Raw genomic sequence first — 24345 nt, 5'->3', positions numbered from 1 at the left:
AAACCACCCATGGCGCTACTCGATCCCCCTACCCGCAAGCCAGACGGCGACGGGTCCCTGCAGGTCCGGCTCGATCCCGCCGACCGCATCGGCAACGCCAAGGTCTTTGCCGTATACGGCAAGGGCGGCATCGGCAAGTCGACCACCTCGTCGAACCTCTCCGCCGCGTTCTCGATGCTGGGCCACCGCGTGCTGCAGATCGGCTGCGATCCCAAGCACGATTCCACCTTCACCCTCACCAAGAAGCTGATGCCGACGGTGATCGACGTCCTCGAAACCGTGGAATTCCATGCCGAGGAACTGCGGCCCGAGGACTACATGTTCGAAGGCTTCAACGGGGTGATGTGCGTCGAAGCCGGCGGCCCGCCGGCGGGCACCGGCTGCGGCGGCTACGTCGTGGGCCAGACGGTCAAGCTCCTCAAGCAGCACCATCTGCTGGAAGACACCGACGTGGTGATCTTCGACGTGCTGGGCGACGTGGTCTGCGGCGGCTTTGCCGCCCCGCTCCAGCATGCCGAGCGCGCGATCATCGTGACCGCCAACGATTTCGACAGCATCTTCGCGATGAACCGCATTGTCGCGGCCATCAATGCCAAGTCGAAGAACTACGACGTGCGCCTTGCCGGCATCGTCGCCAACCGTTCGGCCGGCACCGACGAGATCGACCGCTTCAACAGCGCGATCGGCCTGCGTCGGCTCGCCCACTTCAAGGATCTCGACGAGATCCGCCGCTCGCGCCTCAAGAAGTGCACGCTCTTCGAAATGCCCGACAGCCCCGAAGTGATCAAGGCACGCGAGGAATATCTGAACCTTGCCCGCACGCTCTGGGCCGGGGCGCCCGCGCTCGAAGCGCAGGCGATGAAGGACCGCGATATCTTCGATTTCCTGGGGTTTGAATGATGGCAACGCGCGCATCTTCCGGCTTTGACAGCCAGGTTTCCCGGCACGGCTCGCGCTTCGAAGCCCAGCGCGACAAGCTGACGACCTATTTCGACAGCACGGCCCGCAAGGCGTGGATCGACCTCACGTCGGACACCAAGGTCAGCGGCATCCGCGCAACGGTGCGCGCCGGGCGCGATGCGATGCGCGACGTCCTGCTGGGCTGGCTGCCGCGCGACCTTCGCCGCTGCCGCGTGCTCGATGCCGGCTGCGGCACGGGCGCGCTCAGCGTGCTGGCGGCGCGGCGCGGGGCCGAAGTGGTCGGCGTCGATGTTGCCGGCGGACTCGTGGCCATCGCGCACGAACGCTGCCCCTCGTTCCTCGGCCACGGCCGCATCCACTGGCGTGTGGGCGACATGCTCGATCCGGCGCATGGCCGCTTCGATCACGTCGTCGCGATGGATTCGCTGATCCATTACCGCCCTGAGGACATTGTCGCGACGCTGGTCTCGCTCGCCGAGCGCTGCGACGGCTCGATCGTTTTCACTCATGCGCCATCGACGCCGATGCTGCGCGCGATGCACACGATGGGCCTGCTGTTCCCGCGCAGCGACCGCGCGCCCGCGATCGTCCCGGTGCGCGATGCCGACCTCGTCGCGATGATCGAGAAAGCCCTGCCTGGCTGGCATATCGGTCGCAGCCAGCGGATCGGCACGGGCTTCTACATTTCCAATGCCCTCGAACTGGTGCGCGACTGACGATGACCGGAACCCCCGCCTTGGCCGAAACTGCCCCGCAGACCCGCCTTTCGCGGATGGCGGGCCAGTGGACGCGTGTGGCGGTGAGCTGGCTGCCGTTTGCCGATGCCGCCAGTGCCGAACTGCCCCTCCCCCGCCTGCTGCGCCTCGCGCTGTTTCAGGTGAGCGTGGGCATGGCGACGGTTCTCCTGAACGGCACGCTCAACCGCGTGATGATCGTGGAACTGCATACCCCGGCCTGGCTGGTTTCGCTGCTGATCGCGATGCCGCTGCTGTTCGCCCCCTTGCGCGCGCTGATCGGGCACAAGTCCGATACCCACCGCTCAGTGCTGGGCTGGCGGCGCGTGCCCTACATCTGGTTCGGCACGCTGATGCAGTGGGGCGGCCTCGCGATCATGCCTTTCGCGCTGCTGCTGATGAGCGAGCAGCGCACGTTCTACACCGGCCTCGGCGGCGGGGCGCTGGCGTTCCTGCTGACGGGCGCGGGACTCCACGTGACGCAGACGGCGGGCCTTGCGCTCGCGACGGACCTTGCCCGCGAGGACAAGCGCCCGCGCGCGGTGGCGCTGCTCTATGTGATGCTGCTGGTGGGCATGATGGTTTCGGCCTTCGTCATCGGCGGACTGCTGGTGCCCTTCAGCCCGACGCGGCTGGTGCAGGTGATCCAGGGCGCGGCGGTCGTCACGCTCGTTCTCAACCTGACCGCGCTGTGGAAGCAGGAGGGCCGCAATCCCGGCAAGACCGCCAAGGATCGCGAGACGCCGGAATTCGGCGATGTCTGGCGCGAATTCGTGGCGAAGCCCAACACCGTGCGCCTGCTCTCCGCCATCGGCCTCGGCGCGGCGGCCTTTGCGATGCAGGACGCGCTGCTCGAGCCTTATGGCGCGGAGTTGCTGGGCCTGGCGGTCGGGTCGACCACCATGCTGACAGGCTCGTGGGCGCTCGGCGCCATCGCCGGCTTCTCGCTTTCGACGCGTGTTCTGGAGCGCGGGTTCGATCCGCTGCGCCTCGCCGGTGCTGGCATGGTCGGCGGGATCTGCGCGTTCATTCTCGTGCTCCTCGCCGCGCCGCTCGCCTCCCCCATGCTGCTCACGATGGGCGCGGGCGCGATCGGGTTCGGGATCGGGCTGTTTTCGGTCGGCACGCTGATCGCGGCGATGTCGCTGGCGCAGCGCGGCGATTCCGGTGTGGCGCTGGGTGCATGGGGCGCCGTGCAGGCGACCGCAGCTGGCAGCGCGCTCGCGGTGGGCGGGGTGATCCGCGACACGGTGAGCTGGGCCAGCGGCCCGGGCGGCCGCGCGGCGGGCTATGCCACGGTCTACAGTCTTGAAATCGTGATGCTGATCGCAGCGCTGGTGGTCCTCGGGCCACTGGCCGGCAAGCGCCTCGGCCTCACGGGAGAGTTGCCCGGCGGGCAGATGGTCCTGCCGGAGTTTCCGACATGAGTGTGTTTCCAAAACGAGTGGTGGTGGGACTTGTGGCCTCCGGGGCCCTGATCCGGGAAAGGAAAGTTCGATGAAAACGGCATATGTAGTTGGCTCGATCGATGTGGCGGAGATCGCTCTCTGGGCATTCTTCCTGTTCTTCGTCGCCCTGGTGTTCTGGCTGCGCCGCGAGGATCGCCGCGAGGGCTATCCGCTCGAGGACGAGATGAACGGGTTCATCGAAAGCGTGGGCGGCCCGCTTTCGACCGCGCTGCCCAAGACCTTCCGCCTGCCCTTCGACCGCGGCACCGTAAGCTATCCGCTGCCGCGCGAGGAAGGCCGCGAGCCGGTGGACATCGCCGCAAAGCGCTTCGAAAACTTCCCCGGCGCGCCTTATGTGCCGACCGGCAATCCGCTGGTCGACGGAATCGGCCCGGCGGCCTATGCCAACCGCGCCAAGTGGCCCGATCAGGATGCGCATGGTCGCAACCGCATCGTGCCGCTTTCGACCGAGGACCACATTTCGGTGTGGAAGGGCGGGCCCGATCCGCGCGGCATGAAGGTGACCGCGGCTGACGGCAAGGTGGCCGGCACCGTGACCGATCTGTGGATCGACCGCGCCGAGCACCAGATCCGCTACCTTTCGGTCGAGACGGCCAGCGGCAAGACCGTGCTCGCCCCGATGGCGATGGCCTCGGTCAGCGCGGCGGGCATCGAGATCGATGCGATCAACGCAGCCGACTATGACGCGGTGCCGCAGCTGGAAACCGCAGGCCAGATCACCCGCTACGAGGAAGAGCGCGTGATCGGCTACTTCGGCGGTGGGTACCTCTACGCCAACGCCGGCCGGCAGGAGCCGTTCCTGTGAGGGAACACGATATCGAGCCGATCCGCGGCCTGCCGGGTGATCTGCCTCCTGGAGAGGCGATCCTCTGGCAGGGTGCGCCCGACGCGCGGGTGTTCGCCCGCAGCGCGCTGGGCGCGCGGTGGATCGGCGGATACTTCGCGCTCCTCGTGGCCTGGGCAATGGTCGGCGGCACCCTGCTCGGCGCTGCGCTCACGGCGGGCTTCGGCGTGCTGGCACTCGGCCTTGTCTATGGCTTTGCGTGGATGGTGGCGCGCAGCACGGTCTACACGATCACCAATCGCCGCGTGGTGCTGCGTATCGGCGTCGCGCTCAGCAAATGCATCAATCTGCCGCTGGTCAAGCTGAGCGCGGCAGACTTGCGCGGGCTTGGCGCGGGCTATGGCGATATCGCGCTGTCGCTTCAGGGTTCGAGCCTGCTCGGTTATGCGATGCTGTGGCCCCATGCCCGGCCCTTCCGCCTCGCCGCACCGCAGCCGATGCTGCGCGCCCTGCCCGACGCCGCCGCAGTGGCCCGTATTCTGGCCAAGGCGACCGCCGCGATCATGCCGGTGCAGCAGCGCAGCGAAACCGCTGCACCTGCGGCAAACACGCCGCGTCCCGCACTGGGCGTGAGGGAGGCAACAGCATGAGCCTGGTTCACGATCATGAACAGACGATCCCCAAGGGAGCCCTCACCTCGGCGCTGGTGCTGGTGGTGACGGCGCTGGCCCTGACCACGCTGGTCAAGGTCGGTGTGCTCAGCCGTGAGGCCGTCCCGGCGCTCGCCCGCAGCGAGGCGCATGTCGCCCCGGTGGTGGTCCGCCAGATCTCCTTCACCGACCGCGCCGACGGCGCGGTGGTGGTGCGCGATGTGACGACCGGCGAGACGGTGCGCGTGCTGGTCGACGGCGTGCCCGGCAACGGCTTCGTGCGCGGCGTGATGCGCGGGATGGCGCGCGAGCGGCACATCCGCGGCGTCGGCATGGCCCCGCCCTTCACGCTCACGCTGTGGAAGAACCGCACGCTGAGCCTTGAGGACAAGAGCACCGGCCGCTCGATCGAGCTCGGCTCATTCGGGCCGGACAACCGCGCTGCCTTTGCCGCGCTGCTGCCCGGAGGCGCCGGCTGATGGCCGAATTCCTGTCTGGTCGGAGCCGGTTCGATACCCCCTGCCGCATCGAGATCGAGCAGACAGGCGAGCACTTCCACGCGCATGTGCGCCTGGCCGGTGATATCGAGCTGCAGCCGGGAGACCGCGTCAAGGTCCATGGCGCGCCGATCCGGGTTGATTTCGGTCAAAGCCTCGCGATCGACCGGATGGCAACGGTCACTCGGGCGGGTCCGCTGGCGCGGGCGTGGATCAGGCTGACCGCCTATTTCGACCTTACCGAACTCTACGAAGTCAGCTTCACGCCTGGGAGAGTGTCATGAACGCCCCTACCAAGATCGACCCTGCCTCCCCCGATCACGGCGAATTCAGCCGCGCCGCTGCCGCCGCGGGGCTTGACCTTGGCACCAGCGGCTCGCTCGATACGATGGCCATGGCCGCCAAGGAAACGGTGCTGAGCCCGCGGTTCTACACGACCGACTTCGACGCGCTCGATGCGATCGACGTCTCCCCGGTGCGCGCCGAGTGGGACGACCTCATTGCGGAGATGCAGGCGGATCGCAACAAGCTCCACTTCAAGCGCAAGGAGAGCTTTGCCGGGATCATCGAGAACCTGGAACCTGCGCTGCGCGAGGAATTCACCGATTTTCTGGTGAGCTCGATGACCTCGGAATTCTCGGGCTGCGTGCTCTATTCCGAAATGGCCCGGCGCACCCGCAATCCGGACATGAAGATGCTGTTCAAGCTCCTCGCGCGCGATGAAAGCCGCCATGCCGGCTTCATCAACGAGACGCTGAAGGATGCCGGCATCGGCGTAGATCTGGGCTTCCTGACGAAATCCAAGAAGTACACCTACTTCCGCCCGAAGTTCATCTGGTATGCCGTCTATCTTTCGGAAAAGATCGGCTACGCGCGGTACATCACGATCTACCGGCACCTTGCCAAGCACCCCGAGCACCGCTTCCACCCGATCTTTTCGTGGTTCGAGGAATGGTGCAACGACGAGTTCCGCCACGGCGAGGCCTTTGCCCTCCTCATGCGCGCGGACCCGAAGCTGCTGACCGGGCTCAACCGTCTGTGGATCCGCTTCTTCCTGCTCTCGGTCTACGCGACGATGTATGTGCGCGACCATTCGCGCCCCGTGTTCCACGCCGCGCTGGGCGTCGATCCGACCGAGTATGACTACAAGGTCTTCACGGTCTGCACCGCGATCACCCGCCAGGTCTTCCCGATCGAGCTGGAAACCGACGATCCCGCCTTCCGCCGCCAGATGGAGAACCTGCGGCTGGCCAGCGACCGCATTGCCGCCGCCACAGCGCGTGGCGGGGTGGTGGGTGCGATCCAGCGCGTGGCCGGAATTGCCGGAGCGGGGCTCGCCTTTGCCCGTATGTACTTCCACCGCACGCGCCCGAACGTCCTGCCTGCGAGCGTGCGGATGCAGCCTTCGTGGTAAGCCTTTCCGGCCACGCCGTGCCCATGATGGTCACGCTGCTCGTGTGGTTCTTCGCCACCGGGCTGATCGCGTGGCTGGACAACCGCGACCGTGCCACCTTCCCGCGAGCGCTGGCGCTGGCGGGGGCGGGCGGCATCGCCGGGCTCGTCGCGGTCGTGGTCGGCTCGGTCATGCCCAGCATGGCGGGAGCCTATATCGGCTTCATCGGCGCGCTCATGGTGTGGTCGTGGCACGAGGCGAGCTTCCTGATGGGTGCGGTCGCCGGGCCCCGACGCGAGCCGAGCAATCCCGCAGCGCGCGGCTGGGACCGCTTCATCGATGCCGGATCGACGCTGATCTACCACGAGGTCGCCCTCGCCCTCACCGCGCTGATGCTGCTTTCGCTGGGCTGGAACGCGATCAACCCGACCGGCGCGGAAGTCTTCGTGCTGCTGCTGGCGCTGCGCGTTGCGAGCAAGCTGGCGCTGTTTGCCGGGGTGCCGAGCCAGGTCGGCGATCTCTTGCCCCCGCACCTCGATTATCTGCGCAGCTATTTTGGCCCGCGCCGCTTTTCGCCGGCGCTGGGCGCAGCTCTCGTTTTCACGGTGGTCCTTGCCGGTCTGCTCGGCAATGCCGCGCTCGCCGCGCCCGCGGGCAGCACCGAAGCCGTCCGCGCCAGCCTGCTCTTCGCGATGGCCGCGCTCGGCGTTCTCGAACACGTGTTTCTCGCCTTGCCGTTTCGCGACGGCGCACTCTGGGGCTGGGCTCTGCCCGGTCGCCGCAATCACCTGGGCGCTTGAGGGCCCAGATCTGAGTTTTGAAGGGAAGGGGTATTTCGGCCATGGATTATGAGGCCTTCTTTACACAGGAACTCGAGGGCATCCGCGGCGAAGGGCGCTATCGCATCTTCGCCGAACTGGAGCGCCATCGCGGCTCCTTCCCCAAGGCGACGCGCCACGTGGACGGCGGCACACAGGAAGTGACCGTGTGGTGTTCGAATGACTACCTCGGCATGGGCCAGAGCCCCAAGGTGCTCGACGCGATGCACAAGGTGCTCGACGAGTGCGGCGCCGGTGCCGGCGGCACGCGCAACATTTCGGGCACGAACCGCCACCACGCACTGCTGGAAGCCGAACTCGCCGACCTCCACCACAAGGAAGCCGCGCTGCTGTTCACCTCGGGCTATGTCTCGAACTGGGCGGCGCTGGGCACCCTCGCCTCGCGCCTGCCCGATTGCGTGGTGTTCTCGGACGCGGGCAACCATGCCTCGATGATCGAGGGCATCCGCCACAGCCAGGCCGAACGCGTGATCTGGAAGCACAACGACTGGCGCGATCTCGACGCCAAGCTGAGCCAGGTCGCTCCCGGCCGCGCCAAGCTGGTGGCCTTCGAAAGCGTCTATTCGATGGACGGTGATATATCGCCGATCCGCGAGATCATCGAAGTCTGCGAGGCGCACGGCGCGCTGTCCTACATCGACGAAGTTCACGGCGTCGGGCTCTATGGTCCGCGCGGCGGCGGCGTCGCCGAACGCGAAGGCCTGATGGACCGGATCGACGTGATAGAAGGCACGCTGGGCAAGGCCTTCGGCGTGATGGGCGGCTATATCGCGGCCTCCGAGGCGCTGTGCGACTATGTCCGCAGCTTCGCCTCGGGCTTCATCTTCACCACCGCGATCCCCCCGGCCCTCGCCGCGGGTGCCTGCGCCAGCATCCAGCACCTGAAGGTGAGCGGCTACGAACGCGCCCGCCACCGCGACCGGGTGAGCACGGTGCGCCGCAAGCTCAACGCGCTGGGCATCCCGCACCTCGACAACCCGAGCCATATCATCCCGGTGATGGTGGGCGACGCGCGCAAGTGCAAGATGATCAGCGACTGGCTGCTCGACAACCACGGCATCTACGTCCAGCCGATCAACTATCCCACGGTCCCGCGCGGCACCGAGCGCCTGCGCATCACGCCCTCACCCGTTCACACCGACGGCGATATCGACCGGCTGCTGGATGCGCTGAGCGACATCTGGTCGCAGTGCGAACTGGCACGGCGCAGCCACGCGGCTTGAGGTGATTTGACTTGAGAGGCCCGGTTCCCTGCAGGTGCGGGGGGCCGGGTTTTTCTTTGGTGCTTGGGTTGTTTGCAAGCACAGAGCGCCAACGGCCGTCATTGGTGGGTAGCGGTCGCTGCTATTGCTGCTGAATCCGAAGTTCCATCTCTGCGCCGGAGAACCGAGTGGCAACATGATCGACCCAACCCATTGCCTCCTTTAGTTTTGACGAGCGGGGCAATCTCAAATCCGCGCAGGATCGTGCTTTTGTATCGAATTGATCGGCGGTCGGGAGCCAAGGCGTACTCATGCACGACGCATAACTTTGCCCTCTCTGCAATTCCTTCTTCGAAATCTCAGGCACCTTCAGAACAAGCTGGGTCGGTGCGTCATAATCATCCGCAAAAGATGGTTCGGAAACCAACAGCAACGCCATGAACGCGAAAAAATCGGACCACGCTGTTTCCCCGAAAGTCGATTCATCGCAAAAACCTCGCATCCTTCTGCCACGTTCGCAACTGGGCACAGGCAGACGCTTGATCTTGTCCGCGCGGCCTTTCCCGATGCTACAATCACCACACCTCGTCCTTGCGAGCGCAGCGAAGCAATCCAGAGCCTGCGCAAAGCCGCCCTAGATTGCTTCGCTGCGCTCGCAATGACGAGGGGAAGGATCATGGGTAGAAGATGCCGGTATTGCCGGAGTGGGAGTCAGCCATCCGCACAAAAAACGCCGCCCCTTTTCGGGAGCGGCGCTCTTTTTGTGCGCTGATCGCAGAGAGACTTACTTGGTCGCTTCGGTCAGGTAAGCGATCACGTCGGCGCGGTCCTGGCCCTTGGCGAGGCCGGCGAAGGCCATCTTGGTGCCGGGGACGACGCGGGCCGGCTTTTCGAGGTACTGGTAGAGCTTCGCGGGCGTCCAGGTGATGCCGCTTTCCTTGTTCGCGGTCGAATAGGAGAAGCCGGCGATCTGGCCCGACTTGCGGCCGATGATGCCGTGGAGCGAGGGCCCGATGCGGTTCACGCCGGCATCGATCACGTGGCAGGTCTTGCACTGGGTGAAGACCGCTTCGCCGTGCTTGGCATCGCCCTTCATGTCGGCGAACTTGGTGCCGTCGAGCGTGTCGGTGTTGTCGGCGGCCACCTTGGTGGTCGCAGCGCCAGCATCAGCGGCGGGGGCAGCAGCCGGAGCGGCCGCAGCAGGGGCTTCGGCGGGTGCCGCAGCTTCTTCCTTCTTGCCACCGCAAGCCGCCAGGGCGGCAGACAGCGCGATCAGACCGAGGTATCCTCTCAAATTGCTCATGGCCACTCCTTCAAGAAAACTGGGGCAGTTGCAAAACTGCTGAACGATTATGACGAAAATCCCACACCGGCAACCAGCAAACGCGGCACCGCCGCTCTGGGCATGGTTCCTTACACACATTTAATCTTCACGCCGAATGACTTGCCGACAATTGTCCTCAAGGGCATGTCGCGCTGTGCGGTCTGATCTGTCATCGCGCGCCGATTTTGCGCGGGTTCGTGTGCGCCTTTGACAGCAGCGCCGATGCGCCCGTAAAGGCGGACGGGATGAGGGTTCGGCCGTTCTCGGTATTGCTGGATACGCGCCCGCTGTCGGCGCGCGACAAGCCTTTGGGCGAGCTTGCCCTGATTTTCCTGCTGAGCGCGCTGGCCGCCATCCCCGCCATTCTCGCGCCCGTGCTGCCGCTGACCGATCTGGGCGGCCATGTCGGGCGCTATGCGGTGCAGCTCGATGGCGGGCACTCCGCAGTCCTGCGCGCCTGGTATACGTTCGAATGGGGGCTCCTGCCCAACCTCGGCGTCGATCTGCTGGTGCAACTGCTGGCGCCGGTCATGGGGCTGGAGCCGGCGGTCCATTTCATCGTCGGTTCGATTCCGCCGCTCATGGTTTCGGGCATGCTGCTGCTGTCGCGCGCGGCGCATGGGCGGATCGGGGTGAACGCGCTCTATGCGCTGCCCCTGGCGATCTCGCTGCCCTACCTTTACGGCTTTGCCAATTTCGCGCTGTCGATCGCGCTGGCCTTCCACGCCATGGCGCTGTGGATCGCGCTGGAGCCGCGGCCCGTGCTGCGCACCGCGCTGTTCGTGCCGATCGGGTTCCTGCTGTGGCTGTGCCACCTTGTCGGCTGGGCGGTGTTCAGCCTGGTGGCAGGCATGACCGCCCTGGTGGCGAACTGGCGCGCCGGCAAGCGCGTTATCGGCACCGTGATCGCGACCGGGCTGATGACCGCACCGCTGCTGCTGGGCCCGGTGATCGGCGCGCTGCAGCCCAAGGAAGGCGCGGAAGCGATCGCGCTGCTCGCCAACAACGATGCGCCGCGCAAGATCGTGTGGCTGATCATGGCGATGGCCGACCGCTGGCTGGTGTGGGATGCGGCGGGTGCGGCCGTGATCGCCTTCGTCATCTACATCAGCCTGCGCACGCGCGGGTTCCACGTGCACCCCGGCCTGATGCTGTCGGCGCTGGCGCTGCTGGGCCTGTTCCTGCTGATGCCCGATACGATCATGGGCTCGCGCTTTGCCGACATGCGGCTGGGGCCGGTGATCCTGGCGCTGTTCGTGCTGGCATCTGCCCCCGGCCCGCTGGTCGACCCGCGCCTGACGCGCTGGCTGCTGATCGGCGGCCTGGTGTTCGGCGGCGCGCGCGTTGCGAGCAACAGCGTGAGCATGGCGCTTGCCGGCAACCAGTTTGCCGAGACCCTGACGGCCATCGAGGCGGTACCGCGGGGGTCGAACCTCGTCTCGCTCTATGTCGATGAATGCAAGGGCTGGAGCACCGACCGGCGGCGGCACATCATGGGCTACGGCCTCGCGCGGCGGCACCTGTTCGACAATGGACAGTGGCAATTGCCGAGCGGGCAGCTGATCGCGATCCACAATCCGCGCCTTGCGCCGTTCGACCGCGACCCTTCCACGATCACGTTCCTGGAGCCGTGCGGGGAATCGCCCGGCCTTCCGGCCACGGTCGCCGCAGTCCCGCGCGCGGCGCGGTACTTGTGGGTAATCCGCATCGATCCCGCGACGCGCCTGCAGGGCTGGGAACCGCTGCGCGCGACAAGCGACAGCGTGCTCTACCGGCGCTTGCCAACTCAAGTGAATTGATAGACTATAACCACAAACCTACGGAGCAGGATTCCCGCCATGACCGACTTATCCAACGCGAAGCCCGAAACCCTTGCCCTGCACGCCGGCTGGCGCGCCGATCCCTCGACCGGTTCGGTCGCGGTGCCGATCCACCAGACGACGTCGTACCAGTTCCATTCGACCGAGCACGCGGCGAACCTGTTTGCGCTCAAGGAGCTGGGCAATATCTACACCCGCCTCGGCAACCCGACGACCGACGTGCTGGAACGGCGCGTGGCGGCGCTGGAGGGCGGCGTGGCGGCGCTGGCGGTTTCCTCGGGCCAGGCGGCGACCACGCTGTCGATCCTCAACCTTGCCAAGGCGGGCGACAACATCGTCGCCTCGACAAACCTTTACGGCGGTACGTGGAACCTGCTGGCGAACACGCTGCGCGACCTTGGCATCGAGACGCGGTTTGTCGACCCGGCGGACGTGGAAGGTTTCCGCCGCGCGACCGATGACAAGACACGGGCCTACTACGCGGAATCGCTGCCCAATCCGAAGCTGGAGGTGTTCCCCATCGCCGAGGTGGCCGCGATCGGCCGCGAATACGGCATCCCGCTGATCATGGACAACACGGCGGCGCCGCAGCTGATCAAGCCGTTCGAGCATGGCGCGGCGGTGGTGGTCTATTCGGCTACCAAGTATATCGGCGGGCACGGCACCTCGATCGGCGGCATGATCGTGGATGGCGGCAACTTCGATTGGGAAGCCTTGCCCGAGCGCCAGCCGCACCTCAACACGCCGGATGCCAGCTATCACGGCGCGGTCTGGGCGCGCGACATCAAGCCGCTGGGCCCGATTGCCTATATCATCCGCGCGCGGGTGATCCTGCTGCGCGACGTGGGCGCGGCGCTTTCGCCGTTCAACGCGTTCCAGCTCATCCAGGGGCTGGAGACAATGCCGCTGCGGATGGAGCGGCACTGCGAGAACGCGGTGAAGGTGGCGGCGTTTCTCAAGAGCCATCCCAAGGTGGCTTCGGTGATCCACCCCTCGGTCGCGACCGGCCGGGCGGCAGAGCTGGCGGCGAAGTACCTCACGCGCGGCCAGGGCGGGCTGGTCGGCTTCGAGCTCAAGGACGGGGCGGAAGCCGGCAAGCGCTTCATCGACGCGCTACAGCTATTCTACCACGTGGCGAACATCGGCGACGCGCGCAGCCTCGCGATCCATCCCGCCTCGACCACGCATTCGCAGCTTTCGGTGGACGAACAGGCGGCGAGCGGCGTGACGCCGGGTTACGTGCGGCTTTCGATCGGCATCGAGCATATCGACGATATCCTTGCCGATCTGGGTGCGGCGCTCGACGCGGCTTGACCCCACGCGGAACGGAGCGGCGCCGGCATGCTGGACCATGCGGCGCCGCTATCCGGCGCAAACGCAGTTGGCTGAGGCAAAATTGGGCGAAATATCCCGAAAACCAGTTACTTTTCCAGTGAATATTTGTGCCGTCTTGGCAATTATGCGAGAATCACCTAGCGTTTGACTGCAAGTCGAGCTGGGGGCTTCTTTGAACCAGCCCCGGAACCGGGGAGAGTTCATGGCAGATCTGATCAAGGGCCTTGGCGGCGAGGCTGGCTTCGGCGAAAACACGTACGCGTTCGGATCGGCCGCCCCTTCCTATATCGATTTGAAATCGATTTTCCCCAACGGTCTGAACTTCTTCGGATACGTCTACAGCGGCGTGAAGATCAACGATGGCGGCGTGACGTTCGCCAATGGGCCGAACGACTTTCAGAACAAGGCCTTTATCTCCGCCTTCTCGATGTATTACGAGGACCCGGTGCTCGGGCCGCAGACGCCGACCCCGGGCGGAACATCGACCGGCTCCAACGCGATCTACTGGGACATCGACCCCGTCAAGAAAAGCCTGACGATCACCTGGGACGATATCTCGGGGCAGAATGCCTATCAGCTCAGGATCGTGGACAAGAGCGCGCTCGGCAAGCCCGGCGATTTCGACATCGTGCTGCGCTACGAAGCCATCAATCTGGCGGAATACTACCAACCGGCGGGTGACTACATCGATTATGGCTATGCGGGTTTCCGCAGCACCAATGGCGCCCATTCGATCGATCTGCCCGGATCTGGAACCACAGGTGCGGGCGACCCCATCGCCCTCATGAACCTGCCCAACGCCAGCAACATCGGCCGGCCCGGCATCTTCGTGTACGAGGTTCGCCAGGACAATCTGGCAACGATTTCGGCCAAGCTGCACACCAAGCTCACCGTGCAGACGTTCGAGGGCAACGAGCTTTCGAACTTTGAACCCTACACACTCCAAGGCATGGCGGAGGGCACCGGCAAAGGCACCGAAGTCACCTTCACCCTGACCCGCACTGGTTCGCTCGCGGCAGCGCTGGATGTGAACTACTCGCTGAAGTCCTACTACAAGACCCAGTTTCCCAATGTGAATGCCGATGACTTTTCCGGCCTCGCGCCCAGTGGCACGGTCCGGTTCGAGACAGGCAAAGCAACCACCGTGCTCAAGATGGTGATTGCCGGCGACACCACTTTCGAAGCGGCCGCGAAGTGGTTCGAGTTGTACTTCACGTCCGACAAGATCGGGGCCAGCGCGTCGGCCGGTGTGCTCGTCTTTGACGATGATCCCAACAATGCCGTGGGCACGGATGGCCGCGATTTCCTCACTGGATCCTACGTCGACGATGTGCTGACAGGTAATGGCGGCGACGATTATCTTGCCGGACGCGGAGGCAATGACACGCTCGACGGCGGTGCCGGAAACGACACGTTTTCCGGTGGCGATGGTACCGACACGATCACCTATGCCAACAGCGCGGGGGCGGTGAAGTTCAGCCTTGATCTCGAAGCGCGCCAGTACACCGGTGGCGCGGGTGTCGACCAGATCACATTCAACTTCGATGCCACGTCCGGCGATTATGTCCCGGATGTTGAGAACCTCATCGGCTCGGCCTTCGGCGACCGGCTTATCGGCAATGCGTTCGACAATGTCATCACCGGCCTCGCTGGCAACGACCGGCTCGACGGGCTAGGCGGCGCCGACACGCTGATCGGCGGTGCCGGAAACGATATCTACTACGTGGATGACGCCGGTGACACCGAGGTCGAGATGCCCGGCCAAGGCACCGATCTCGTCATCGCCGTGGCCAACACCGTACTGGGCGATGGCGTTGAAAACCTGTCCCTGAAAGGCACGGCGGCGATCGACGGGACCGGCAATGCGCTGTCCAACCAGATCGTCGGCAACGATGCCGCCAACGTGCTCTCGGGCCTGGGCGGCGCGGACCGGCTGACCGGCGGCGCGGGCAACGACACCTTGATCGGAGGCGCCGGAGCAGACCTGCTGCGCGGCGGTGCGGGCACCGATACGTTTGCTTTCGATACGCTGGAAACGGCACGGCAGCGCGACAGCATTCTCGATTTTGTGCATGGCACAGACAAGATCAGCCTGTCGGCCACGGTCTTCACCGCGCTTTCCGGTCAGAACGGGGTGCTGGACGCCGATGAATTCGGGATCGGCGCGCGCGCGGCCACCAGCGCGATGCATCTGATCTACAATGCGGACAAAGGGACGCTGTACTACGATGCCGATGGCAAGGGCGGCGCAGCCCAGATCCTGATCGGCCTCTTTGCCGGCAAGCCTGCACTCGACGCGAGCGACTTCGTGCTTGCCTGACAGGACGCGGCGGCGACGGGCCGGGCGCACCGACCGGGTGCCGACCGCGCCGCGTCAGTCCTTCTGCCAGCCGTGGGAGAGGAGCTTCACGGTGACCTTGCCCGTGGCGACGACGCCGCCGCCCGCATCGTGCATGGGAAACTCGGCGAGGTAGGTGGCGCTGCCCTTGCGCTCGAGATCGGCGAGAATGCCTTCGAGCGTGGGCTCATCGAGGGCGAACTCGGCAAAGACGTCGCTCGCGGCCATCTTGTGAAACGAGACGGCGATATCCTTGATGATCGGGTAGAAGCGCGCGGTATCGAGGATCGAGATGCCGGGGATCGCCGCGGTCGCCTCCGCGAGCACGGTGAAGGCGCCCATGTACATTACGCCGACGTGGTTTTCGTTGCCGGCGAGCGGCATCCGGTAGCGTGCCGTCCCTCGTCCGCCTTCCAGAAGCTCGAGGCCGGTGCGTTCGACGAATTCGACGCGGTAGGTCATGGTGCTGCTCATGCCTTGTACTGCACTTCGCCGCCGACAATGGTTTGCTGAACGCGGATGTCCTTGATCTTTTCCGGGTCCACGGCGGCGGGATCACCATCGAGCACGACCATGTCGGCGAGCTTGCCCGGGCTGAGCGTGCCCTTGATATCTTCCTCGAAGGTGGCGTGCGCGCCATTGGCGGCGAGCACCCTGAGGCCCTCCATCACGGTGATCTTCTGGCTGGGCCCCCACACCTCGCCGTTCCAGCCCTTGCGCGTGACCATACCCTGAAGGCCCATCAGCGGCGCGAAAGGCCCGGGCGGGAAATCGGAGCCGGCGCAGACGGGGACGCCTGCATCGATCATCATGCGGTACGCCATCATGTGTTCCATCATCTCCGCGCCGTAGAAATGGAACTTGTCCGCGTTGTAGTAGGCGTAGCTGGTGAAGAGCGCGGGCACGACACCCAGCGCCTTGATCCGCGCGACGAGCTGCGGTGAAACGTTGGTGCAGTGGGTGATCTTGGGGCGGCGGTCCGCACCCGGCACCAGCCTTGCGCCGCGTTCGTAGGCATCGAGGACCATGCCGATCGCCACATCGCCGTTGGCGTGGAAATTGGGCTGGATGCCGGCGCGGAACTGTTTTTCGACGAGCGCGTCGAGCCCGTCCTGCGTTTGCGTGAGATTGCCGTAGTAGGGCGGCGTGCGGCCCGGATAAGGCGTTGCGCGCGACATGGTGCGTTCAGAGAACGAACCGTCAGAAAACTGCTCAGCCGTCGCGCCGATGCGGATCCACTCATCGCCAAGGCCGGTGCGCACGCCATTGGCGATCAGGGCATCGAGCATGGCGCCCGAGGTCTCGTAGGACACGCGGTGGTGCAGCTTGCCCTCGCGGCGCAGCTGCTGCAGCGCGGCGAAATCATCGGCGGTGGAAACCCCGCCCCCGACAAGGCCCGGCGCGGTGTGGCAGACACTGGTGAGCCCGTAGCGGACAAATTCCTGGCTGATCTTCGCCGCCCCGGCGAGGGCGCGGGCACGCAGCTGTTCGGGGGTGAGATCGGGCTCTCTGGTCAGAGCCTTGATCGGATCGATGGCCAGATCGGTGACACGCCCGGTGAGATTGCCATTGGCGTCGCGATCATAGGTGCCCCCGAACGGATTTGGCGTATCGCGGGTGATCCCGGCCAGCCTGAAGGCCACGCTGTTGACCACATAAGTATGGCCGCCGCGGTGGGTGATGATGACCGGGTGCTGGGTGGAGACGCGATCAAGGTCCGCCATCAGAACGGGGCGGCCATCCTTGATCTTGGTATCATCGTAGAACTCGCCGCTGACGAGCCGGCCCGGCGGCGTGATCGCAGCCCGCTGCTTCAGCAGCGCGACAATCCGGTCGATGGTGAAGAACTCCACCTCGAACGGATTGCCCACCAGCACGGCGTTGAGCAGCATTTCGCCGACCGCGTGGAGATGCGCATCGTTGAAGCCGGGGACGATCGTTTGCCCGCCGAGGTCGACGACCTGCGTGCGGGGGGTGGCCAGCGCCTTCAGTTCGGCCCAGGTGCCCACACCGACGATGCGGCTGCCGGCAATCGCAAGGCTATCGGCCGCAGGCAGCGCCGGATCGAGCGTGTGGATGCGCGCACCGCGATAGATCAGCGTCGGCGCGGGATCGAGGATCGCCCCCAAGGCGCGGGGCGAGATGCCGGCCAGCCCCAGCGCCCCGCCCGAGGCGATGAAACCGCGCCGCGTGAGTGCGAGTGATGCTGCCATGGTCCGCTTGCCCCCTGCCCTGTTTCACCGCGCATCGTGCGGGCTTGGCGCGGCGCTGGCAAGGGAACTTTGGGCGCCGGAACCGGGCCTGTCGGGATTCCTTACGGTTGACACGGTTGACACGGTCCAGAGCGAAAAATCCGATCCGGTTCCATCGAACGATTTCAGCGACTTGACGATTCAAAGAGCCAAGCCCGGTTCGTGCCATGAATGCGGCGCTGTAGGAAAATGGTTTGTGCAGGCTACCCCGCTCCGGGCGGCGCGCTCGCCTCAGGCCTGATGCTCGAGCGCGGTGCGGGTGGCGCGGGTCCAGGTCTGGCTGCCGGTGAGGAAGGCATACCAGCCGAGCAGAGCGCCGGTGTGGCGCAGGAGCTGGAAGGTGAAGGGTTCGGCCAGCGCGGCGATAAGCGCGGGGCCTAGGCGCAGCCCTTCGCTGCGGCCGGTCCAGCGCTTGTAGATGCCAAGCGACCAGAGGTGGAAGGTGAGGTCCACGATGATCTTGGCGACCATCACGAGCAGGATCGGGAAGGCCAGATAGAAGCGGCCTGTGGCGACGAGGAAGATGAGGATCGCGAAGGCCGCCAGACCGTAGATCGGCTGGAGCGTATCGAGCGCCTTCACCGGCAGCATCCGCGTGCCGACGAGGCCGTAGCGGCTGTTGCCCACCATGTCGCGGTTCCAGTGCTGCGTCTGCAGAAAGCCGCCGAACCAGCGCTGGCGCTGCTTGAGGAAGCCCCGGATCGTGGCCGGAGCATCGGTGCGGGCCAGCGCGCCGCCGACGACACCGACATGCCAGCCAAGGGCGTGGTCATTCGAATGGCGGTGAAGACGGTGGATGAGCTCGTAATCCTCCACCATGCAATCAGGATCGAACCCGCCGACGGCGAGCACCGCCTCGCGCCGGAAGGCGGCGAAGGCGCCGGAGATCAGCAGCAGTCCGTTCAATTGCATCCACGCATGGCGCGAGAGGAAATTGCGCACATATTCGTAGGACTGGAACCATTCGAACAGGCGCCCGGAGAGCGAGGGGCCGCAGATCGGCTGCAGCACGCCGGTGGCGGCCACCAGCGCGGGATCGCGCAGGAAGGCACCGCGCATCGCGGCAATCGCGCCGGGTTCGAGCAGCGTATCCGCATCGACGGTGAGCACGACATCGGTGGGCGCGTGCTGCAGCGCCTGGTTGAGCGCGCGGGCCTTGCCGCCGTGGGGCAGGCGCAGCCATTGCAGGCGGGTCGCGCCGATCACCGTCTCCGCCATGCCGCCGATGCAGGGGGCGGCAAGGCCGTAAGTCTCGAGCATGACGGCGGGCGTGCCGTCGCTCGAGCCATCGTCGGCGATGAGGATCGCCTCGGGCGGCTGGGCCTGCGCCAGGAGGCGGTTGATGGTGAGGTGGATCACCCCGGCTTCGTTGTGCGCGGCGACGATCACGCCCAGGGTGGGGGCATCGGCCGTGTGGGGCACCGGGCGGACAGTATCAGCGACGAGCTTTCTGATCTGCCAGGCGGTGAACAGCAGCAGCGCTGTATCATAGAGGATATAGACCACGCCCACCGACCACATGCCGAGGCCCTGCCGGTAGAACGCCTGCGCCGTGAGCGCCACGAAAAGCAGCGGCGCGGCAATCCCGATCAGGCGGCTGACAAGGGGGACCGGGCGCGGCGTGAAGCGCGGAGACTCGGCGAGCAGGACGGCGTTCAGGGAAGGCATGGACGCGGGCCATAGCCTTGCCAAGCTGAACCGGCTATTGCGTTTGAGGGGCAGTTACGTGAACAATCGGCAATCGTTCGAGCGGAGCGCAGACCATCATGATCAAGAAATACAGCGGCGTAGCGATTGCCTTTCACTGGATCATCGCGCTGGGCATTTTCATCAATCTGTTGCTGCCGAATATCTGGGAAGCGGCGGGCGACGCGAACGTGCGGCCGCTGATCGATGCGCACAAATCGATCGGGGTAACGGTGCTGGGCCTGGCCGTGATGCGGCTGCTGTGGCGGCTGACGCACAGGCCCCCGGCGCTTCCCGCCAGCTACAAACCGTGGGAAGTGAAGGCGAGCCACGCGGCGCACTGGGCGCTTTATGCCTTCATCTTCGCCATGCCGCTGACGGGCTGGATCATGGATTCGGCCTGGAAGGACGCGGCAACCCATCCGATGCAGTGGTTCGGCCTGTTCGAATGGCCGCGCATCAGCATGGTCATGGGGCTGGATGAAGCGACCAAGAAGAGCGTGCACGACAGCTTTGGCGCAGCGCACGAAGTGCTGGGCTATGCGCTGTGGGCGCTGTTTGCGCTTCACGTGATCGGCGCGCTGAAGCACCAGTTCATCGACGGCGAGAAGGAATTGCAGCGCATGATGCCGTGAGGCACTCTGCCTTGGGGATGACTTTGGGGGGCCTTGTGATGCGTAAGTTGGCGGTTTCAGGCGCGCTCGCGCTGGCTTTGGCGGCGGGGCCTGCCTGGGCGAAGGCTCCGGCAACAGCAGATACGGTGCTGCGCGGCGGGACGATCCTGACGGTGGATGCGCAGGACCGCGTGGTTTCGGCCATGGCGATCCGGGGCGGCCGGATCGTGATGCTGGGGAGCGACAAGGCGGTGCGCGCTTTCATCGGCAAGCGCACCAAGGTGATCGATCTGGCAGGCCGCACCGCGACGCCGGGAATGATCGATGCCCATGCCCACGCCCTGGAAGGCGGGATCGACGAGGTTGCCAACCTGCAACTGGGCGAGGCCTCCAGCGTCGCCGACTTTCTGGCGCGGGTGAAGGCGCGCGCGGCGCAATTGCCGCCGGGGGCGTGGCTGACGGGTTCGGGCTGGAACGAGAGCCGCATTGCCGAACACCGGCCGCCCTCGCTGGCGGAGCTGGATGCGGTAGCGGGCGGGCACCCGGTGGCGCTGGGGAACACCACCGGGCACTACACGCTGGTCAACAGCGCGGTGCTCACGCTGGCAGGGATCACCGCGCAGACGCCCGATCCGGCGGGCGGCCGCTTTGACAAGGACGCGAGCGGGGCGCTCAACGGCGTGCTTTATGACAGCGCGCAGGATGTGCTCGACAAGCTGGTGCCGCCGGTCGATGCGGCGACGCGCGCGAAGGGCCTGGCGCATGTGATCGAGGGTGCGCTTTCCGAGGGGCTGACCGGCTTCAAGGACCCGCGCACCGGGCGGCTGCAGTGGGACGTCTATGCCGCCGCGGCCAGGCAGGCGCCGCTGAACGTGCATGTCTGCACGCTGACCTTCGCGCAGACCGACATGACCGCGGCACACGCGGCGGTGGACGATTATCGCCAGCGCAAGCGGGAGCTGGCCGGGCTCAAGGGCCGCAACCTCGATGTGTGCGGGGTGAAGATCTTCCTCGATGGATCGGGCGCGGGGCGCACCGCGTGGGTCTACCTGCCGTTCGAGGCGGATGCCGCGCATGCCAATCCGGGCACGGGGCTGCCGCAGATGGCGCCCGAGGTCTACCGCGACATGGTCATGCTGTTCACAAAGGAAGGCATGCCGATCGGCACCCATGCCATCGGCGACCGCGCGATCGACACCGTGGTCGATGCCTATGCCGCGGCGCTGAAGGCCTATCCGAAGCAGGGCCTGCGCCACAGCCTGATCCACGCCAACTTGCCGACCGACCATGCCATCGACGTGATGGCGAGCCTCCAGAAGACCTACGATTCCGGCTATCCCGAGGCGCAGGCGGAGTTCCTGTGGTTCCTCGGCGATGCGCTGGCGGCGGGATGGGGGCCGCAGCGCAGCGTGAAGATGATGCCGTTTGCGACCTATGTGAAGCGCGGCATCCTCTATAGCGACGGATCGGACTATCCGGTGACGCCTTATGCGCCGCGCTATGGCTTGTGGTCCTCCGTGGCGCGCGAGCCTGATGGCGACCGCTTCGGCAAGGCACCGTTCGGGACGGCAGAGGCGGTGGACATCCACACCGCGATGAGGAGCCACACGATCTGGGCGGCGCGGCAGCTGTTCCTCGAGAAGGAGACGGGCTCGCTCGAGGTGGGCAAGCTGGCGGACGTGGCGATCTGGGACCGCAACCCTTATGCTGTGCCGACGGCGAGCCTCAAGGACATGCGCTGCATGATGACGCTGTTTGGCGGCAAGGTGGTGTTCGAGAGGAAGTGAAGGGCGCGGGGTGGCGCGCGCCCCGCGCCCCTCCCCCTGTCATTCCAGCAGGAAATCGCCCGGGGTCAGCGCGGGCTGACCGCTGACGACACCGAGCAGATAGAGTTCGTCCGCCGTCACGTTCGCATCGCCGTCGCTCGACTGGAACAGGAACACGGCGGAATCGGTGCCGTTGTCGATGACAAAGATGCGGGACTGCCCGTCGGCAAAGGCGCCATCGGCCGAGCCGATCACAGTGGTGACAGCCGATGCGCCGATCGGCGTGAAGAGGTCCTCGGTCGTGAAGGTGCCCGCCGCATCGTTGCGGAAGATCACGAGTTCCGATGAAGCAGAAAAGGTCCCGGAGGTGACGACCTGTGTGCCATCGATCACATCATCACCGTTGCCGACCAGTTCGCCGAGGACGCTGATCGTATCGCTGCCGGGCGCGAAATCGCGGATGAGATGCGCCGAGGCAAACTGGTAGACGCCCGAGCCGACGGCGGTCTCGGTCACGCCGTTCGAGATGGACACGTCCTCGAAGGCGAACTCGTCGGCCCCCAGCGTGCCGTTGCCGCCGGGATTGTCGCCCCACAACACGTCGCCGCCGCCGGAAATGTCGCCGGCATAGACCGTGTCATCCCCGGCCCCGCCGATCAGCGTATCGCGGTCCGCCCCGCCGCGCAGGATATCCTGCCCCTCGCCGCCGTCGAGCATATCCGCGCCATTGTTGCCGTTGAGGATATCATCGCCCTCGTCGCCCGATACGGAATCCGCGCCGTCGAAGCCGAAGAGCACATCATCGCCGAAGCCGCCGTGGATGGAGTTGTCGGCGGTGTTGCCGGAGATCGTGTTGTCCCCGTCGTTGCCGGTGACGGTGGTGGCGACAAGGCTGCCCAGCGCGATGCCGCCGGCCCGGGCCGCATTGGCGACGGTGGTAAGCGCAGCAGAGGCCGTGGCATCAAGCTCGGTATTGCCGCTGCCGAACAGCACGAAGTTCTCCACGCCATCGACCCCGCCGGTGCCGCCATTGCCGACGATGACCACGGTATCGTTGCCGCCTTCGTCAAAGCCGACAATGCTGGCGCCGGTGCCGATGACATAGAGATCATCGCCCTGCCCGCCGAAGATGGTGAGGCTGGTGCCGTTCTGCGCGGCGAAATCATAGGCGACGATGACATCGTTGCCCGCGCCCGCATCGATCGTATCGTTCTGGTTCGCAGCGCCCGCATCGAGGCCCCAGGCGGAGAGCGTATCCGCCCCGTCGCCGCCCAAAATCAGATTGCTCTGCTCGTTGCCGACCATGACATCGTTGCCGGCAGTGCCCTTGATGTAATCGACCAGTTCGCCGGACTTGATCGTCATCGCCTCGACATTGGCATAGCGCGAAAGGCTGTTGTTGATCGAGGTAACCACGACATCAAAGCCGCCGATATCCGTCTCGACCACTTTGTCGCGCAGCTCCGCGATCAGGTAGCGATCGTTGCCCCTGCCGCCGACCAGGGTATCGACCGCACGATCATCAAATTGACGGCTGTTGATGTCCAGGGTCGCGAGGCGGTCACCCACCAGAATGTCATCCCCGTCGCCACCGTTGATCCGGTCAGCTCCGTCGTCGCCGAAAAGCGTATCGTTGCCCGCCGCGCCGTTGATGGTATCGGCACCGCCGGAACCCGCTATCTTGTTATCAAGGCCGTTGCCGCTCAGCTTTGCACCGATTGCACCGTTGGAATAGAAGAGATTTTCGACCGTGAGCCTCAGCCCCGGCGTTGCAAGGCTGGTCCATGCGCCCGCAATCGTATCGATCCCGCCGTTGCGGTCCTCGATCACGATGTCATCGGCAGTCACCTGGTAGTAGTCGTCCCCGCGCCCGCCGATCAGCGTGTCGACGCCCGCCCCACCCACGAGGGTATCATTGCCGTCAAGGCCCTGGAGCGTGTCCTTGCTGCCCGAGTTAGACCGGAGTGTGTTGTCCCCGGCGTTGCCGAACAGGGCCACCGGCGCCGAACCAGTGTATGTCAGGTTTTCAACGTGCAGTGCCCATGTCGCGCGCAAATCCGTGAACACGGCAGACATAACTGTGTCTTTGCCCCCGGTGCGGGTTTCGTAGATCCGGTCGCCAAGATCATCGATGAAATAGGTATCGTCACCGATTCCTCCGATCATCACATCGGCTCCGGCGCCCCCATCCAGATAGTCCAAGCCGGCGCCCCCGATCAGACGGTCGTTTCCGCCGAAGCCGTAGAGATAGTCGTTCCCCCCTCCACCAAAAAGGATATCGGCTGCGGCAACCGTGTTGTTCGCGCTGATGATATTGCCATCGGAGCTGCCGATCAAAGTCGCGCCGACGACGCCGGTGTACGTGAGGTTTTCGACGTTGGTTCCGTAGTAGCTCAGCGAGTATTCGCCGCGCACATCCAGCACCGAAGTCTCTATCGTATCGGTTCCTTCATTGGGAAACTCTAATACACCATCGGCAATATCATTGACGATATAGGTATCGTTGCCGCCAAGACCTTGCAGGAAATCAGCCCCGGCCGTGCCGACGAGCGTGTCATACCCCGCAGTTCCCGTAAACGTACCCATGATACATGTCCCCTCATGCGCAGCCTTGACCGAAACGATGGCAAAGACCCGTACCGCCGTCATCCGGTTTATGGTCCGGATCGGTTGGGAGGACCGGCCTTCCCCCAAGGCCAGCGCAGGCCCACATCGCACTTG

20 protein-coding genes are annotated in these 24345 nt (G+C 65.4%); 15 read left to right on the top strand and 5 right to left on the bottom strand.

Translation table 11 applies throughout. The annotated features are described in order from the left end of the window. Window positions 1-9 precede the first annotated feature (9 nt). The 10 genes from bchL to hemA all read left to right on the top strand — a co-directional run bounded on the left by bchL (window position 10) and on the right by hemA (window position 8510). On the top strand, window positions 10-900 hold the full coding sequence (gene bchL / locus AQZ52_RS08775) for a ferredoxin:protochlorophyllide reductase (ATP-dependent) iron-sulfur ATP-binding protein (RefSeq protein WP_067908590.1): 891 nt from the start codon (window positions 10-12) through the stop codon (window positions 898-900). After that, window positions 900-1637, top strand: coding sequence for a magnesium protoporphyrin IX methyltransferase (gene bchM / locus AQZ52_RS08770; RefSeq protein ID WP_067908585.1), 738 nt, complete (start codon window positions 900-902; stop codon window positions 1635-1637). The genes bchL and bchM overlap by 1 nt, the downstream gene beginning before the upstream one ends. A gap of 2 nt (window positions 1638-1639) precedes the next feature. After that, window positions 1640-3082 (top strand): BCD family MFS transporter, encoded by a 1443-nt coding sequence (locus tag AQZ52_RS08765; RefSeq protein WP_082697638.1) that lies wholly within the window; start codon window positions 1640-1642, stop codon window positions 3080-3082. A 70-nt stretch (window positions 3083-3152) separates the two neighbouring features. Beyond that, a complete protein-coding gene (gene puhA / locus AQZ52_RS08760; RefSeq protein WP_067908581.1) occupies window positions 3153-3929 on the top strand; it encodes a photosynthetic reaction center subunit H in 777 nt (258 codons plus the stop codon). Beyond that, window positions 3926-4558 carry a photosynthetic complex putative assembly protein PuhB gene (gene puhB / locus AQZ52_RS08755; protein WP_067908578.1) on the top strand — a complete coding sequence of 211 codons (633 nt, stop codon included), beginning with the start codon at window positions 3926-3928 and terminating at the stop codon, window positions 4556-4558. The genes puhA and puhB overlap by 4 nt, the downstream gene beginning before the upstream one ends. After that, window positions 4555-5037: a photosynthetic complex assembly protein PuhC gene (puhC, locus tag AQZ52_RS08750; RefSeq protein ID WP_067908575.1), complete on the top strand. Its 483-nt coding sequence runs from the start codon at window positions 4555-4557 to the stop codon at window positions 5035-5037. Before puhB ends, puhC begins: the two co-directional genes overlap by 4 nt. Next, a complete protein-coding gene (locus tag AQZ52_RS08745) occupies window positions 5037-5339 on the top strand; it encodes a hypothetical protein (protein WP_067908573.1) in 303 nt (100 codons plus the stop codon). The genes puhC and AQZ52_RS08745 overlap by 1 nt, the downstream gene beginning before the upstream one ends. 104 nt (window positions 5340-5443) lie before the next feature. Then, window positions 5444-6469 carry a magnesium-protoporphyrin IX monomethyl ester (oxidative) cyclase gene (acsF, locus tag AQZ52_RS08740; protein ID WP_067909732.1) on the top strand — a complete coding sequence of 342 codons (1026 nt, stop codon included), beginning with the start codon at window positions 5444-5446 and terminating at the stop codon, window positions 6467-6469. Then, window positions 6463-7248, top strand: coding sequence for a putative photosynthetic complex assembly protein PuhE (puhE, locus tag AQZ52_RS08735; RefSeq protein ID WP_067908570.1), 786 nt, complete (start codon window positions 6463-6465; stop codon window positions 7246-7248). Before acsF ends, puhE begins: the two co-directional genes overlap by 7 nt. A gap of 41 nt (window positions 7249-7289) precedes the next feature. After that, complete coding sequence (hemA, locus tag AQZ52_RS08730; RefSeq protein WP_067908568.1) at window positions 7290-8510, top strand: 5-aminolevulinate synthase; 1221 nt, start codon at window positions 7290-7292, stop codon at window positions 8508-8510. Between the two features lie 763 nt (window positions 8511-9273). On the opposite strand, the gene AQZ52_RS08725 is transcribed toward hemA, so the two are convergent. Continuing rightward, on the bottom strand, window positions 9274-9792 hold the full coding sequence (locus tag AQZ52_RS08725) for a c-type cytochrome (RefSeq protein ID WP_067908565.1): 519 nt from the start codon (window positions 9790-9792) through the stop codon (window positions 9274-9276). 266 nt (window positions 9793-10058) lie between these two features. Here AQZ52_RS08725 and AQZ52_RS08720 point away from each other — a divergent pair, with 266 nt between their 5' ends. From AQZ52_RS08720 to AQZ52_RS08710, 3 genes are all read left to right on the top strand, one after another. Beyond that, the gene (locus AQZ52_RS08720; RefSeq protein WP_156424827.1) at window positions 10059-11612 is read left to right on the top strand and encodes a GtrA family protein; all 1554 of its coding nucleotides are present in this window, start codon (window positions 10059-10061) and stop codon (window positions 11610-11612) included. Between the two features lie 39 nt (window positions 11613-11651). After that, the gene (locus tag AQZ52_RS08715) at window positions 11652-12947 is read left to right on the top strand and encodes an O-acetylhomoserine aminocarboxypropyltransferase/cysteine synthase family protein (protein ID WP_067908559.1); all 1296 of its coding nucleotides are present in this window, start codon (window positions 11652-11654) and stop codon (window positions 12945-12947) included. Window positions 12948-13170: 223 nt separating this feature from the next. Further along, window positions 13171-15288, top strand: a complete 2118-nt coding sequence (locus AQZ52_RS08710) for a M10 family metallopeptidase C-terminal domain-containing protein (protein WP_067908556.1) — start codon at window positions 13171-13173, stop codon at window positions 15286-15288. Between the two features lie 54 nt (window positions 15289-15342). On the opposite strand, the gene AQZ52_RS08705 is transcribed toward AQZ52_RS08710, so the two are convergent. From AQZ52_RS08705 to AQZ52_RS08695, 3 genes are all read right to left on the bottom strand, one after another. Further along, a complete protein-coding gene (locus AQZ52_RS08705) occupies window positions 15343-15780 on the bottom strand; it encodes a PaaI family thioesterase (protein WP_067908554.1) in 438 nt (145 codons plus the stop codon). Continuing rightward, a complete protein-coding gene (locus AQZ52_RS08700; protein ID WP_067908551.1) occupies window positions 15777-17519 on the bottom strand; it encodes an amidohydrolase in 1743 nt (580 codons plus the stop codon). The genes AQZ52_RS08705 and AQZ52_RS08700 overlap by 4 nt, the downstream gene beginning before the upstream one ends. Before the next feature lie 270 nt (window positions 17520-17789). Further along, on the bottom strand, window positions 17790-19226 hold the full coding sequence (locus AQZ52_RS08695; RefSeq protein WP_067908548.1) for a glycosyltransferase family 2 protein: 1437 nt from the start codon (window positions 19224-19226) through the stop codon (window positions 17790-17792). 98 nt (window positions 19227-19324) lie between these two features. Here AQZ52_RS08695 and AQZ52_RS08690 point away from each other — a divergent pair, with 98 nt between their 5' ends. Together AQZ52_RS08690 and AQZ52_RS08685 are read left to right on the top strand one after the other, a co-directional pair. Beyond that, window positions 19325-19879, top strand: coding sequence for a cytochrome b (locus AQZ52_RS08690; protein ID WP_067908545.1), 555 nt, complete (start codon window positions 19325-19327; stop codon window positions 19877-19879). Window positions 19880-19917: 38 nt separating this feature from the next. Then, on the top strand, window positions 19918-21645 hold the full coding sequence (locus tag AQZ52_RS08685) for an amidohydrolase (protein WP_067908542.1): 1728 nt from the start codon (window positions 19918-19920) through the stop codon (window positions 21643-21645). Between the two features lie 39 nt (window positions 21646-21684). On the opposite strand, the gene AQZ52_RS08680 is transcribed toward AQZ52_RS08685, so the two are convergent. Continuing rightward, the gene (locus tag AQZ52_RS08680; protein ID WP_169793726.1) at window positions 21685-24210 is read right to left on the bottom strand and encodes a calcium-binding protein; all 2526 of its coding nucleotides are present in this window, start codon (window positions 24208-24210) and stop codon (window positions 21685-21687) included. Window positions 24211-24345: the final 135 nt, after the last annotated feature.

It is taken from the genome of Novosphingobium fuchskuhlense (genome assembly GCF_001519075.1).
Classification (GTDB): domain Bacteria; phylum Pseudomonadota; class Alphaproteobacteria; order Sphingomonadales; family Sphingomonadaceae; genus Novosphingobium; species Novosphingobium fuchskuhlense.
Note: the sequence above shows the minus strand (reverse complement) of the source record. Positions and strands in the feature narration are given on the sequence as shown.

Coding starts and splice junctions, on each gene's coding strand:
- bchL (WP_067908590.1), top strand. CDS start 10: ATGGCGCTACTCGATCCCCCTACCCGCAAGCCAGACGGCGACGGGTCC.
- bchM (WP_067908585.1), top strand. CDS start 900: ATGGCAACGCGCGCATCTTCCGGCTTTGACAGCCAGGTTTCCCGGCAC.
- AQZ52_RS08765 (WP_082697638.1), top strand. CDS start 1,640: ATGACCGGAACCCCCGCCTTGGCCGAAACTGCCCCGCAGACCCGCCTT.
- puhA (WP_067908581.1), top strand. CDS start 3,153: ATGAAAACGGCATATGTAGTTGGCTCGATCGATGTGGCGGAGATCGCT.
- puhC (WP_067908575.1), top strand. CDS start 4,555: ATGAGCCTGGTTCACGATCATGAACAGACGATCCCCAAGGGAGCCCTC.
- AQZ52_RS08745 (WP_067908573.1), top strand. CDS start 5,037: ATGGCCGAATTCCTGTCTGGTCGGAGCCGGTTCGATACCCCCTGCCGC.
- acsF (WP_067909732.1), top strand. CDS start 5,444: ATGGCCATGGCCGCCAAGGAAACGGTGCTGAGCCCGCGGTTCTACACG.
- hemA (WP_067908568.1), top strand. CDS start 7,290: ATGGATTATGAGGCCTTCTTTACACAGGAACTCGAGGGCATCCGCGGC.
- AQZ52_RS08725 (WP_067908565.1), bottom strand. CDS start 9,792: ATGAGCAATTTGAGAGGATACCTCGGTCTGATCGCGCTGTCTGCCGCC.
- AQZ52_RS08720 (WP_156424827.1), top strand. CDS start 10,059: ATGAGGGTTCGGCCGTTCTCGGTATTGCTGGATACGCGCCCGCTGTCG.
- AQZ52_RS08715 (WP_067908559.1), top strand. CDS start 11,652: ATGACCGACTTATCCAACGCGAAGCCCGAAACCCTTGCCCTGCACGCC.
- AQZ52_RS08710 (WP_067908556.1), top strand. CDS start 13,171: ATGGCAGATCTGATCAAGGGCCTTGGCGGCGAGGCTGGCTTCGGCGAA.
- AQZ52_RS08705 (WP_067908554.1), bottom strand. CDS start 15,780: ATGAGCAGCACCATGACCTACCGCGTCGAATTCGTCGAACGCACCGGC.
- AQZ52_RS08700 (WP_067908551.1), bottom strand. CDS start 17,519: ATGGCAGCATCACTCGCACTCACGCGGCGCGGTTTCATCGCCTCGGGC.
- AQZ52_RS08695 (WP_067908548.1), bottom strand. CDS start 19,226: ATGCCTTCCCTGAACGCCGTCCTGCTCGCCGAGTCTCCGCGCTTCACG.
- AQZ52_RS08690 (WP_067908545.1), top strand. CDS start 19,325: ATGATCAAGAAATACAGCGGCGTAGCGATTGCCTTTCACTGGATCATC.
- AQZ52_RS08685 (WP_067908542.1), top strand. CDS start 19,918: ATGCGTAAGTTGGCGGTTTCAGGCGCGCTCGCGCTGGCTTTGGCGGCG.
- AQZ52_RS08680 (WP_169793726.1), bottom strand. CDS start 24,210: ATGGGTACGTTTACGGGAACTGCGGGGTATGACACGCTCGTCGGCACG.